The sequence below is a fragment of the Pandoraea norimbergensis genome (genome assembly GCF_001465545.3).
GTDB lineage: Bacteria > Pseudomonadota > Gammaproteobacteria > Burkholderiales > Burkholderiaceae > Pandoraea > Pandoraea norimbergensis.
In genome coordinates, this window is record NZ_CP013480.3 from 2,459,389 (window position 1) to 2,471,648 (window position 12,260).

Below are 12,260 nucleotides of genomic sequence, written 5' to 3' on the forward strand. Positions count from 1 at the left end.
TAGCCCCACGCCGGCCGCGTCGAACTTTCCTGTCTGTCCAACGTTGACCCAAGAGGTCAGAAACCCGCTTGGGGTGCGCTACACGGTACGCGTCCCTCGCGGGCGGGGACGCTTTTTGCCTGTTCATCTCATAACGCACAACACCAGATGAAGTACCTGAACCCGTCGAATTCCCGTCTGAACACGCGACTGACACTGGCGGCGGCACTCGCCGTTGCGTCGCTCCATGCCGCCGCACAAACATCACCAGTGCCGCAGACGTCGCAGGCCGATAGCAGCGCCGGTAACTCGGCGCTTGCCGCAACCTTGCCAGCCGCCGTCGGTGGCGTCATGTTGCCCGCGACGTCGGTCACAGCTACCGTCGATGCCCCTTACAAGGCCGAGTCTGTCTCGTCGTCGAAGTACACCGCGCCGCTGCGCGATATTCCGCAGAGCATCACCGTCGTGCCAAAGGCCGTGCTTGACGAGCAGAACGCGCAGTCGCTGCAAGACATCCTCAAGAACGTGCCGGGTATCACCTTCATGTCGGGCGAGGGCAATCTCGGCTGGGGCGATCTGTTCTCGATTCGGGGATTCTCGGGGGAGCAGAGCATCACCGTCGATGGCGTGCGCGACGCAGGGCTATCGAGTCGCAACGACACCTTCGACATCGACCGTGTGGAAGTCTACAAAGGCACCGGCTCGGTGGAGTCGGGCGTGGCGGCGCTGGGTGGTTCGGTGAACCTCGTGACGAAAGAGGCCGAGCTGGGCAGTTTCTACCGCTCGTCGTTCGGGCTTGGCAGCGACAGCTACCGCCGCATGACGGCGGATCTGAACCAGCAGTTGGGCGACTCGAGCGCGTTGCGCCTGAACCTGATGTCGCATCACAACGGCGTGGCTGGGCGCGATGAGGTGAACAACGACCGCTACGGTCTTGCCGCATCGCTGGGGCTGGGGTTGGGCACGAGCACCCGCGTGTTCCTCGACGTCTTCCATCAGAAGGACAACAACGTGCCTGACACCGGTTTGCCGATTCAGCGCGGCACGGGCGGGCAGGTCATGCCGGGGGTGAAAACCAGCAACTGGTACGGTGCCGCCGGGATCTACACACAGCAAACGGAAAGCACGTCGCTGTCGGGGCGCGTGGAGCACGACTTTAACGACACCACGCGCGTGCGCAGCCAGTTGCGCTGGCAGCAGACCGACAACTTCTCGGTGCTTTCGCCTGCCCGATTCTTTGCCGCGAATGCCGATGGCAGCAAGACCTGCACGGGCACGCGCTGCGCCACGCTCGGATACAGCGGCGCAGGCCCATTGTCGAACGTCGGCGGGGTGAACGCTTATACCAACTACGGGTTGACGTCGCCGGGCTACGGCATCTTGCGCGGCAGCAACTTCGGCAATTCCACGCGGTATCAGATTCTCGACAACCAGACCGATCTGCGTTTCACGGCATACACGGGGCCGTTTAAACATGACGTCGTGACCGGCTTCGAGTTCTATCGCGAGACTTATGGCGGCTTGCCGCGCGCGGCCTACGTGCCTGCGGGCGACATGTTCTTCAATATGGCGAACCCGTCCAACGCATTTGCGGGCACGTGGTCGATGGAAGGCACCAACCAGTCGCGCTCGGTCGTGAACGATGCCGCCCTGTTTGCGAGCGACACCATCACGCTCTCGAAGCATTGGCAGGTGCTGACCTCGCTGCGCTATGACCGTTGGCGCGCCGAAACCACGGCAGCGAGCGGTGCCGCCACTACGTCGAGCACTGACGGGGCATGGAGCGGGCGTGCCGGGTTGGTCTATAAGCCGGTGGAGCCGGGCAGCATTTACGTGTCGTACAGCCGCGCTACCCAGCCTACGGCGATTGGTGCGAGCACGAACAACCTGATCTACGGGACTGCCACGACCAACAACTACACCCCGGCCACGTCGCAGACCTATGAGTTGGGGACGAAGTGGGATCTGGCGGGCGGTGCGCTGGGCGTGACGGCGGCGCTTTTCCGCACGGAATTGAGCAATTCGTGGGAATACACGAGCGACGACACGTCGCCGGTGCGGGCATTGCCGGCCAAGCGTGTCGACGGGATCGAGCTCGGCATGCAGGGCAACATCACGGACAAGTGGTCGGTGTTTGCGGGCGTGACGCGCATGTGGAGCCGCATCACCAAGGGCGCCAACGAGGGCGCGGAAGCGGCCAACGTGCCGGACTGGAGCGGCTCGTTGTGGACGTCGTACAAGGTCATGCCGGATTTGTCGCTGAGCTACGGCGTGCAGTACGTGGGCCGTCGCCGCTACACCGACAACGCGTACGTCGGCGGTCAGAACAACAACAGCAGCTACGCGCAGGGGCCGTCGGGCGTGTACGCCATCTACGTGAAGGATGGTGAGAAGGCGCCAAGCTACTGGGTGCACAACTTGGCGGCGCGCTATCGCGTGAACCGTCACGTGCACGTGAATGTGAATCTCGACAACGTATTCAACAAGTTCTACTTCTCGCGCATTGGGGCGTCGCTCGATGGCTTCCAGCTTTACGGCGTGCCCGGGGCAGGGCGCACGGTGACGGTGAGCGCCGATATCGCGTTCTGAGTGTGTTTTGACAACGTTGTGAAGGCGATGGCGCTTGCCGAAGGGCTGGCGCCATCGCGCCGGATTGTGTGGGAAAGGGCAGGAGAGCAGCATCATGATGATCGAGATCCCCGGCGTTTTCAGCCGTGACGAAGCGCGCCAGTTGTGCGAGCAATTGCAGGCGCAGTCGTGGGTGGACGGCAAGGCCACAGCTGGCATGCAGTCGGCGCAGGCGAAGGAAAACCGCCAACTGGCCGAAGACGACCCGTGGGCGCGGCGTATCGGTGAGGAGATACTGCGTCGCCTGAGTCAGGACGCGGTGTTCATGTCGGCGGCGTTGCCGCGCCGCATCTATCCGCCGTTGTTCAATCGATACGAAGGCGGCGAGGCGTTCGGGTATCACGTCGATAACGCGGTGAGGGGCATCAAGGGCGTGCGCGAGCGTGTGCGCACTGATCTCTCGGCGACGCTGTTTCTGGCGGAACCGGATAGCTACGACGGTGGCGAACTGGTGGTGCGAGACAGCTTCGGCGAGCGCGCCGTCAAGCTGCCTGCCGGTCACATGGTGTTGTATCCGGGAACGAGTGTGCACAAGGTCAATCCGGTCACGCGGGGTGTGCGGCTCGCCTCGTTCTTCTGGATCGAGAGCCTGATCCGGGAAGACGCGCAACGCAGCGTGCTGTTCGACATGGATATTGCGATCCAGCGGCTTACCCAGCAGGGCGCAGACGGCGATTCGCTCGTGCAGTTGACGGGCAGTTATCACAACCTGCTGCGGATGTGGGCTGACGTCTGACGCGGCGGGGTCGACGCTCTCCGGTGTAAAGTAGCGGGATGGATTTCCGCTCCGTTCCGCCTTCCCGGCCGACCAAGCCATTTCGCAATGCCCCGGTGTACTGGCGCTCGTCGCTGGTGCCCGATGGCGATATGGTGACGGCCGAGTACAACGACCACACCTTCGCGCCGCACTGGCACGATGCGTACACGTTCGCGTGCATCGTGGCGGGTGCGGAGCGCTATGACTATCTGGGCGGCGAGCACGTGGCCGATGCCGGTTCGGTGGCGATCATTCACCCGGGCGAAGTGCATACCGGCGCGCGGGAGACCGACTTCGGCTGGCGTTATCGGGTGTTCTATCTTCCGGTCGGTTTCGTGAAGGGCGTGCAACAGCAACTGGCGAGTCCAGTGGCCGGGCTGGCCTCGCCTGACGAGGCGCTGCCGTGGTTCGGGGAGAACGTCGTGCGTGATGCTCAGGCCATGCAGCGCTTGCTGGCGGCGCATCGTCTGCTTGAGGCACAGGCCGATCCGCTGGCCGCCGAACATGCGCTGGTCGATGCGGTGTCGATGATGCTGTCGCGCCATGCGCAGTTGCGGATTCCAACGCTGCCGGTTCATCGTGACGCTGTGCGTGTCGAGACGATGAAGGCGCGGTTGTCGGCTGACCTGACTGAACCGCTGACATTGACCGCACTCGCCGAGGCGGTGGAGCTTTCACCGTTTCACGCGGCGCGTTTGTTTTCTCGCGAGACAGGGTTGGCGCCGCATGCGTGGCGCAATCAACTGCGCGTTGCGCGTGCGTTACCGGCGCTGCGTAGCGGGGCGTCCGCAACGGAAGTCGCGCTCGCGCAGGGGTTTAACGATCTGTCCCATTTCACCCGGTATTTCCGGCGCGCCTTCGGGGTGTCGCCCGGCAAATGGCGTGAAGGGGATGGGACGTAAGGCTGCGCGCTTTGGACTTTGGCGTGCGAGCGCGGGTGGCTCACGCCGGCGGTTGTCCTGCGGCTGACTCATGAACCCACGCGAGAAAGTCGTGCAACGGCCGTGATTTATCGGCGTCGCGCGGCACGAGCGTGACGTAAGTTGCGCCACCTGCCTGAATCTCCGGAAACGGCATGACGAGCCGGCCGCTGGCCAGTTCCCGGTCGAGTGTCGGCGTGCAACCGATGCCGATACCCAGTCCGTCGATCACTGCCTGCAAGCTCACATGGTAGTGATCGAAGCGATGAAAGCGCACCGGACGCACCTCCGGCACACCCGCCGCATTCAACCAATCCTCCCAAGCACCGACGCGTGTTTGCGTGGCGACGAAAGCGTGCTTCGCGAGATCCTTCAACCGTCGAAGCGGCTGCGCCTGCAATAGCGACGGCGACGCGACGACACTAGCGCGCTCGGTGAACAACGGAGTTTTCTCATAGGGCTGCCACTCGGCCCCCGGCGGTGGATCGCGCCGGATGGCCACGTCGAAACCACCCCGGAACGCCGGATCGGCACTGCTCGACGTCGTCACGACGATTTGTACATCCGGGTGCGCGGCATGAAATGCGGGAAGCCGCGCCATCAGCCAATGCATCGCGAGCGTCGTCTGCGCATTCACCCGAACGGTACGGGTCTGCGGTGCCTTGCCGAAGCGCAGGGCGGCGTCGTCGATTCGGTCGAACGCTGCGCTGATTTCAGCGGCAAAAGCGCGCGCGTGATCGGTGGCGACGTTGCGTTGGCCTTGCCGAACAAACAACTGCTGACCGAGCCAGTCTTCGAGCAGGGCAATCTGGCGGCTCACGGCACCGTGCGTGATAGACAGTTCCTGCGCAGCCGCACTCAGACTGGGCGCACGGGCAGCGGTCTCGAATACGCGCAAGGCATTCAACGGGGGCAATTGACGGCGAGACATCGTGAGCTCACAGGAGGGATAGCCATCGGGCTGAACTGTGACTTTTTATCACGGAAATGCTGCAATTTTGTCGATAGTGTGACCAATCATCATGCTTTATCGTTACCGGATTGCGAACAACAAGACACGGATGGCAGCGGGCATGTTCGAAGGACTCGTGGCAGGACACGCGTGGGGCATGGTGATGGTGGCGCTGGTCGGCACCTTGGCAGGGGCGGTGAGCGGGGTAGTCGGTACGGGCTCGTCGATGATGTTGCTGCCGGTGCTGGTGTACACGTACGGGCCGAAGCAGGCCGTACCGATCATGGCCGTGGCGGCGATTATCGGCAACGTCTCGAAGGTGCTGGCGTGGTGGCGAGAGATCGACTGGCGCGCTGTGCTGGCCTATTCCCTGCCCGGGGCACCGGCGGCGGCATTGGGGGCGCGCACGCTCTGGAGTTTGCCGGCCACGGCTGTGGATATCGCACTTGGCACGTTCTTCATTGCGATGGTGCCTGTGCGGCATTGGCTGCGTCGGCGGCAATTCCGATTGGGCGTTTGGCACCTGGCTGTGGTTGGCGCGGTCATCGGCTTTCTCACCGGTATCGTGCTTTCGACGGGACCATTGAGCGTGCCGGCGTTCGCGGCGTATGGCTTGTCGGGGGGAGGGTTTTTAGGCTCGGAGGCCGCCAGTTCGATGTTGATCTACGTGGCGAAGGTGCTGATGTTCTCCGACCTTGGCGCGCTGCCGCCACAGGCGTGGGCCAACGGACTGATCGTCGGCATGGCGCTGATGGCCGGGACGCTGCTGGGCAAGCGGTTCGTGCTGGGGTTGTCGCCGCAGGTGTTTCAACGGTTGCTGGACACGATGTTGGTGGTGTCGGGGGCGGTGATGTTGAGTGCGGCGTGGCGGTGATCCGAATGGGCACCTGATGTTCGGTGCCGATGGGCGAATGATGGTACTGATCACGGCAAAGTCGCGGGAGCCGGGCACTTCCAACGAAAAACTGGCTGGGCTCTTCCTTTCGGCGATGGCCTATACCGGGCGGTATCGGGTCGATGCGGACCGTTTCATCACGAAGATTGACTCATCATGGAATGAAGCTTGGAACGGCACCGAGCAGGAACGCCTGTACAAACTCAATGGCGACACGCTCGAAGTTTGGACGGCGTGGATGCCGAACCCGATGGTGGAGGGCAACCCCATTGGGAGGGGGATTCTCCGGTTTCGGCGCGAGTAGGATTTTCTGTACTAAGGCATTGATCGATACAAATGGAAAACGTGAAAGGCGCTCATCCCGTACTGACAATCCGAGTACTTGGCGATACTCCGATTCAACCGGCGTTCGAGGCCCTTGTCGCGGAGGCTTGTGAAGCTATTCCATCAGCGCTGGATGACCTGCTGGATGGTTTATATCTCTACGGCAGCGTCGCACGCGGATGCGCAGTACCGGGGCAGTCGGATCTGGACCTGACCCTTGTGCTTACGCGCCAACCATCAGAGCAGGAGCGCGAGCGTATCGAGGCACTGCGCCGGGATATGGAAGCGCGCCACCGTGAGGTCGCAAAAATCGACTTCGACATTGGGGTACGCGCAGACGTGCTGAACCCGGCTAATTTATACAGTTGGGGTTATTGGTTGAAGCATGAATGCCGATGCGTTCATGGAAATGATCTTTCCCAACGATTCGAGGCTTTTATCCCCTCGCGAGCTATTGCGGAATGCGTTAACGGTGACTACGTTCATGCATTGAACGATTACGCTCACCGCATCGCCAGCGCCAGTGATCCCGCCACGGCGCATCGCCTCATGAAAGAGGCGGCAAGAAAGCTGATTCGTTCTACCAATACTTCCATCCCCGCCGCCGAGAGCACCGCGGCACTTGCCCACTTTCGCGCGTCACTGCAATTTGAAACCGATTGCTCCGATGTTGCCAGTGCACTGGCCAGCGGATCACCCGGCTTCGTGTTGCTCGACGTTCGAAGTCCGGCGCTGTTTGCTCGTGGCCACGTTCCTGGCGCCGTGAACTTAATGCACGGCAAGATCATCGCGTCGAAGCTCGCCGATTATTCGCACGACACACTCTTCGTCACCTACTGCGCGGGACCGCACTGCAATGGCGCAACGCGAGGCGCCATTCGGCTGGCGCAGTTGGGACGGCCAGTGAAGGTGATGATCGGCGGTGTTGCCGGATGGCTCGACGAAGGTTTCGACCTTGCCGTGAGCGAGCTTGAGTGATCGATCCGACTGGGCGTTGATGAGGGGCTTGTGCTCAAAGATCGGCAAAGCGCCTTCGGCAATCCAACTTCCGCGTCAGGTCATCAATGTGGGCCGCCGCAGATGGCGGAAATCGGCCAAGAGCGGCCAGTTGTGAATTGACGCAGAATACGGCATGAAGAAGCAGCACCGCGTTTTGTACAACCACAAACCACTGAGGCTACAAATGGTTGATTGGTCTGTTATTGCGACAGTCTTTTCTGTCTATGCGGCGAGCGCGGTCATCCCCGGGCCGAACTTTGTCGCAATCACGCACAAGGCGGTAACCGGCACACGCTCCGATGCGCTCGCGCTTGTCGCCGGAATCGTGACAGTGAATCTGTTCTGGGCGACTTGCGCCATTCTTGGCATCGGCGTGGTGTTCGCTATGTTCCCGTGGCTCGCTGTCGGCGTCAGGCTTGTTGGCGCGGCCTATCTGATCTGGTTCGGACTGCGGCTCGTTGTGTCGGCGCGGGCAACTCCCTCGGAAGCACGTCACCCACCGAAGATGCCTCGGTTTCGCGGCGCATTCCTGCAAGGTATCGCGACAAATATTGCGAACCCGAAGTCCATCGCTTTTTATGCGGCGGTGTTTTCCTCAGCGGTGCCCACCCACGTTTCCACGCAGACGTTCTTCGCAATGCTGGTGACGGTCGGCGTTTCAGCGACGTGCTGGTACGGCGCCGTCGCCCTCGTGCTATCGCACGCGACGATTGCGACGGCGTATCGCCGCGCGAAGACATGGATCGACCTCATGTGTGGAGGGCTGATGATCGCGCTGGGAATCCGGCAGGCATTCCGGTAACAAGGCGCACAATCCCTCAACGTTTCATCAATCAAAACGTAGCAATCCGAGCCGACAGGTCTAATGTTTCATCTGTCGAAAAAATATTCGGCCGACCGCGAACGAAGCACCAAAAACATCCGACGCATACGGTATAGAAGCAGCGATCAATGTCACCCAATTGGGTGATACATCGCCCCAAAACCCGTGACTAGAATCGTGACAGGCAATCCACCTTTGGAGCCCTTGTCACATGAATACATATCTATTGCGAGTGTTCGCCGTGTTGGTTTTAACTGCCGGACTCGGCCTGTCTGGCCAAGCTTGGGCCGGCGTCACTTACGGCGTCGATGACGCGGGCATTATTCCGCAGATGGATCAAGGCTGCACGAGCCCCAGCTGCGAAAGAAATACCATCCTTCCGATAACTAACAGTACGGGTGAAGCTGCGGTTTGCATTCAGCCCGGTATGGAAAGCGCCAGCTATAAGTACACGGGCTCGAACCAGTTCATTCTCGTCTACGGGTATCACAACGCCTGCGGGTTCGTCTCTTTCGTCTGGGTGAAGCATCAGGGGCAATGGCATAACGCTGGTCTTGCCCAGCCGCGTCAGAACGTAGCCGTAGGGATCACCTTCGATACGCCGCAAGGCAACCCGCCCAACGTCATCATGTTTTGCCGTACCGCAGGCGCGCCACGCGATGATCTGCATTGTCAGTGAGAGCGCGTGATGCGCTAATTTCCGTTCAACTGCGTCGCACGAATTCATTTGATAGCCGCTCCCGTGAGCGGCTTTTTTTCGTCTATACCGTCGTACACACGATTTGCACGAATGCCGGACGATCGAGATATCTCATCTGCCATCCCGCCGCGCAGCCACAAGATTCACCACCAGCGCCACCGTCATCGCCGCACTCCCCACGACGAACAACACCGCGTAGTTGCCCTGCGTCGCAGCAAACAAAAACGACATCCCGTAAGCGGCCCCGGCCTGCAACGTCGCAAAGCTCGTCGTAGCCGTACTCCACGCGCCCTTTTGCGCAGAAGGGTGGTGTACCAGCAGCTCATTCACGCGACCAAGCACCAGTGGCACGATGCCCGGCGTGAACGCACCCATCACCAGACTCGACACAATCAACCCCGGTAACCCAAGCCCTAACACCGGCAGCAACACCGCAACAATCTGCGAAACATATGCGACCCGCAGCGCCCGACCAAACCCTATCCTGTCAGCCAGATGCCCCGCAAAAATCAGCCCAAGGATCGCACCAAGCCCATATAGCACCCAGAAGTGCGCCCCGGCATCCAGCCCCTTGCCGAGACCCCGTGCCACGTAATCCACAAGAAAAATCATGTGCGGCACCAGCACTACCGCATTCAGCGCGTATTCGAGATACAGCGCGCGCAGCGTCACAGAACTAGCAGGCCGACGGTGCGCATGCGCATTGGCAGCGACCGCAACAGCAGGCGTTCCCGACGGCCATCCGCGCCATCCCACAACAGAAAGCGCGAGCGAGACGACCCCTAACCCGATCCACGTCTGCGAAAGACCTTGCCGAAGCAGCAGCGGCACTAACGTGCCCGATGCCGCGATCCCCAGCCCAATGCCCGCAAAGATCGCGCCGCTCACGATGCCGCGTCGCGACGGCGGTACATGACCCAACACCGTCGGTGCCGCAAGCACCATCAGCACCCCTCCAGAAAACCCTGATGCGAAGCGCCATGAGAAGAACCACAGAAACGACAGCGGCCAAGCACACGCGAGAAACGCGACCGCGGTGAGCAGCATCATCGCGCGCAAGATCGTGACAGTCGGCGCGTAGCGCGCAAGCGCCCGTGCACCGAGTGCCCCCGCGAGATAGCCACCCAGATTGGCCGCGCCAAGATAAGCGGCCGTCGACGCAGCAAACCAGTGCGCGCCAATAATCGCGGGAAGCAGGGCGGTGTAAGCGAAGCGGGCGAACCCAATGCCGATCAGGCTGGCGCTGGCGGCAGACAACGTGGCACGCCACGCATTGAAGGGGGCGGCTGACGTGCCGCCAAGCGTTGCGTTTTGCATGTGGACTCCGGGGCGCGCGTGGCTCATATCCAGTGCCGTGCCACGCGCAAAAGCGATGGAGTTAGTGTAGGTGCCGCGCGCCCGACGGAGAACGGCCACGCGTCGGAAGTCATTCTTCCGCGTGGCGTACGAATCGCCGTTACGCTTTCTCCGCCACTTTGTTCACGCGCACGAAATGCTTACGCAGGCGCGGCACGGCGAAGTCGACGAACGCCCGCACTTTAGGGACGGCGAGGCGTCCCTGCGGCGTGATGACGTGCACGGGCATTGGTGGATGCTCATACTCGCGCAACACGATCTGCAACGTGCCGCGCTCGATCTCATCGACCATGTGATAAGTCAGCATCCGCGCCACGCCGTGACCGGCCACGGCCGACGCAATCGCCGCACGAATCGAATTGACGATCAGTCTCGGCGTGAACTGCACCACCTGCGGCACCGACGCCCGTCCGCTCGCCGGAAAGCGCCATGAGTCGATGCCGAAGTACGTCATCGACACGATCTGATGTTTCGCCAGATCGGCGGGTGTCTCGATAGGCGCGTGCGATGCGAGATAGTCAGGCGACGCGGCAATCACTCGCCGGACTTCGCCAACCTGTGTAGCGACGAGCGATGAGTCGGGCAAATGCGCAACACGTAGCGCCACGTCGATGCCCTCATCAATCAGGCTGACCGGAACGTCGCTCAGCGCAAGCCGCACCGTTACGGCTGGGTACCGCTCGATGAAGGCGTCTACGATCTCCCGCATCAGCGTCTCGCCTGCCGCCAATGGCGACGCTACGGTCAGCAGACCGCGCGGGGCAGAGCGCTCACCGGCCGCGAGCACGTCGGCCTCGTCCAGATCGAGCAGAATGCGTCGGCAGGCGGCGGCGTAGCGCTCACCGGCGGCGCTCAGGCGGATGGTGCGTGTGGTGCGATGTAACAGGGCCGTGCCGGTATGGGCCTCAAGATACGCGATGGCGCGGCTCACGGCGGCGGCCGAGCGCCCGAGGCGGCGGGCGGCACCGGCGAGGCTTCCTTCGTCGAGGGTGGCGACGAAGACCTTCATCGCGTCGATTCTGTCCATGAGCAGGGCGGGATGGCGGGTTGGTAGTGGCCTGGAAGTGGCTGAACGGGGCGAATAGCGCTAATGGAGCGTTTTGCCGGGTTCCAGGCCGCGTGGCCCGACAACCAGTCTGATCGGCAAGATTACCCCTAAATCCGCCAATACGGCGACAATGGCGTTCGGATCAACCGCCGGAGTCCGAACGTATGATCACCGTCCATCACCTGAACAACTCCCGCTCGCAACGCGTGCTCTGGTTGCTCGAAGAGCTCGGCCTGCCGTACGAACTGCGCCACTACGCCCGCGACCCCAACACGATGCTTGCGCCCCCGGAGCTTCGGCAGGTTCACCCGCTCGGGAAGTCACCGGTTCTTACCGACGGCGACCTGACGCTGGCCGAGTCGGGCGCCATCATCGAGTATCTGGTCGATCGTTACGGAGAAGGGCGATTGGCCCCGCCGCGCGATACCCCCGAACGTCTGCGCTGGACTTACTGGCTGCACTACGCCGAAGGTTCTGCCATGCCGCCCTTGTTGCTCAAGCTTGTGGCGCTGCGCATCGCGAGCGCGCCCATGCCGTTTTTCGTCCGCCCCATTGCCCGCAAGATCAGCGGCACATTGCAGTCGAGCTTCGTCGATCCACAATTGGCGCTGCACTTCGGCTATGTGAACGACGAACTGGCGAAGACCGGCTGGTTCGTCGGCGACAGTTTCAGTGCTGCCGATGTCCAGATGAGCTTTCCGCTGGAAGCCGCAGCCGCGCGCGGCGACGCCAAGGGCCGTTGGCCGGCCATCGAAGACTTTCTCAAACGCATTCATTCACGTGAGGCTTACCAGCGCGCACTCGCGCGTGGCGGCCCCTACGAACTGTTGAGTTGACGCGGCCACGCCAAGCCGTGTCAGCCAAGCCCGAATCCGTTAG

Annotated in this window: 12 protein-coding genes and 1 pseudogene; 10 read left to right on the plus strand and 3 right to left on the minus strand. The window is 61.9% G+C overall.

Features of this window, described 5'->3' with window-relative positions:
• Positions 1-147: 147 nt before the first annotated feature.
• The 3 genes from AT302_RS10795 (at position 148) to AT302_RS10805 (ending at position 4,266) form a co-directional block, all read left to right on the plus strand.
• Complete coding sequence (locus AT302_RS10795; RefSeq protein ID WP_058378443.1) at positions 148-2,568, plus strand: TonB-dependent receptor; 2,421 nt, start codon at positions 148-150, stop codon at positions 2,566-2,568.
• Between the two features lie 94 nt (positions 2,569-2,662).
• Positions 2,663-3,343 (plus strand): Fe2+-dependent dioxygenase, encoded by a 681-nt coding sequence (locus AT302_RS10800; protein WP_058378444.1) that lies wholly within the window; start codon positions 2,663-2,665, stop codon positions 3,341-3,343.
• A 38-nt stretch (positions 3,344-3,381) separates the two neighbouring features.
• The gene (locus tag AT302_RS10805) at positions 3,382-4,266 is read left to right on the plus strand and encodes a helix-turn-helix transcriptional regulator (RefSeq protein ID WP_058378445.1); all 885 of its coding nucleotides are present in this window, start codon (positions 3,382-3,384) and stop codon (positions 4,264-4,266) included.
• Between the two features lie 40 nt (positions 4,267-4,306).
• On the opposite strand, the gene AT302_RS10810 is transcribed toward AT302_RS10805, so the two are convergent.
• The gene (locus AT302_RS10810; RefSeq protein WP_058378446.1) at positions 4,307-5,215 is read right to left on the minus strand and encodes a LysR substrate-binding domain-containing protein; all 909 of its coding nucleotides are present in this window, start codon (positions 5,213-5,215) and stop codon (positions 4,307-4,309) included.
• Positions 5,216-5,393: 178 nt separating this feature from the next.
• Here AT302_RS10810 and AT302_RS10815 point away from each other — a divergent pair, with 178 nt between their 5' ends.
• From AT302_RS10815 to AT302_RS27580, 6 genes and pseudogenes are all read left to right on the plus strand, one after another.
• Entirely contained in the window at positions 5,394-6,110 is a 717-nt protein-coding gene (locus AT302_RS10815; protein WP_058380250.1) for a sulfite exporter TauE/SafE family protein, read from the plus strand.
• A 37-nt stretch (positions 6,111-6,147) separates the two neighbouring features.
• Positions 6,148-6,435, plus strand: a complete 288-nt coding sequence (locus AT302_RS10820) for a lipocalin-like domain-containing protein (RefSeq protein ID WP_237172118.1) — start codon at positions 6,148-6,150, stop codon at positions 6,433-6,435.
• Between the two features lie 32 nt (positions 6,436-6,467).
• Positions 6,468-6,734 (plus strand): annotated as a pseudogene (locus AT302_RS28105) (nucleotidyltransferase domain-containing protein); the annotation flags it as partial.
• A 270-nt stretch (positions 6,735-7,004) separates the two neighbouring features.
• Positions 7,005-7,433 (plus strand): rhodanese-like domain-containing protein, encoded by a 429-nt coding sequence (locus tag AT302_RS28110; protein WP_058380251.1) that lies wholly within the window; start codon positions 7,005-7,007, stop codon positions 7,431-7,433.
• 205 nt (positions 7,434-7,638) lie between these two features.
• On the plus strand, positions 7,639-8,256 hold the full coding sequence (locus AT302_RS10830) for a LysE family translocator (protein ID WP_058380252.1): 618 nt from the start codon (positions 7,639-7,641) through the stop codon (positions 8,254-8,256).
• A gap of 232 nt (positions 8,257-8,488) precedes the next feature.
• The gene (locus AT302_RS27580) at positions 8,489-8,956 is read left to right on the plus strand and encodes a hypothetical protein (RefSeq protein WP_157125762.1); all 468 of its coding nucleotides are present in this window, start codon (positions 8,489-8,491) and stop codon (positions 8,954-8,956) included.
• A 132-nt stretch (positions 8,957-9,088) separates the two neighbouring features.
• Here AT302_RS27580 and AT302_RS10840 read toward each other — a convergent pair whose 3' ends face one another.
• Both AT302_RS10840 and AT302_RS10845 read right to left on the minus strand, forming a co-directional pair.
• On the minus strand, positions 9,089-10,294 hold the full coding sequence (locus tag AT302_RS10840) for a YbfB/YjiJ family MFS transporter (RefSeq protein ID WP_058378448.1): 1,206 nt from the start codon (positions 10,292-10,294) through the stop codon (positions 9,089-9,091).
• 139 nt (positions 10,295-10,433) lie between these two features.
• Positions 10,434-11,360: a LysR family transcriptional regulator gene (locus tag AT302_RS10845; protein WP_058378449.1), complete on the minus strand. Its 927-nt coding sequence runs from the start codon at positions 11,358-11,360 to the stop codon at positions 10,434-10,436.
• A gap of 185 nt (positions 11,361-11,545) precedes the next feature.
• Between AT302_RS10845 and AT302_RS10850 the strand changes: the two genes are divergently transcribed.
• The gene (locus AT302_RS10850; RefSeq protein WP_058378450.1) at positions 11,546-12,217 is read left to right on the plus strand and encodes a glutathione S-transferase; all 672 of its coding nucleotides are present in this window, start codon (positions 11,546-11,548) and stop codon (positions 12,215-12,217) included.
• The last annotated feature ends 43 nt before the right edge of the window (positions 12,218-12,260 follow it).

Coding starts and splice junctions, on each gene's coding strand:
- AT302_RS10805 (WP_058378445.1), top strand. CDS start 3,382: ATGGATTTCCGCTCCGTTCCGCCTTCCCGGCCGACCAAGCCATTTCGC.
- AT302_RS28110 (WP_058380251.1), top strand. CDS start 7,005: ATGAAAGAGGCGGCAAGAAAGCTGATTCGTTCTACCAATACTTCCATC.
- AT302_RS10840 (WP_058378448.1), bottom strand. CDS start 10,294: ATGCAAAACGCAACGCTTGGCGGCACGTCAGCCGCCCCCTTCAATGCG.
- AT302_RS10830 (WP_058380252.1), top strand. CDS start 7,639: ATGGTTGATTGGTCTGTTATTGCGACAGTCTTTTCTGTCTATGCGGCG.
- AT302_RS10815 (WP_058380250.1), top strand. CDS start 5,394: ATGGTGATGGTGGCGCTGGTCGGCACCTTGGCAGGGGCGGTGAGCGGG.
- AT302_RS10845 (WP_058378449.1), bottom strand. CDS start 11,360: ATGGACAGAATCGACGCGATGAAGGTCTTCGTCGCCACCCTCGACGAA.
- AT302_RS10820 (WP_237172118.1), top strand. CDS start 6,148: ATGATGGTACTGATCACGGCAAAGTCGCGGGAGCCGGGCACTTCCAAC.
- AT302_RS10800 (WP_058378444.1), top strand. CDS start 2,663: ATGATGATCGAGATCCCCGGCGTTTTCAGCCGTGACGAAGCGCGCCAG.
- AT302_RS10850 (WP_058378450.1), top strand. CDS start 11,546: ATGATCACCGTCCATCACCTGAACAACTCCCGCTCGCAACGCGTGCTC.
- AT302_RS10795 (WP_058378443.1), top strand. CDS start 148: ATGAAGTACCTGAACCCGTCGAATTCCCGTCTGAACACGCGACTGACA.
- AT302_RS27580 (WP_157125762.1), top strand. CDS start 8,489: ATGAATACATATCTATTGCGAGTGTTCGCCGTGTTGGTTTTAACTGCC.
- AT302_RS10810 (WP_058378446.1), bottom strand. CDS start 5,215: ATGTCTCGCCGTCAATTGCCCCCGTTGAATGCCTTGCGCGTATTCGAG.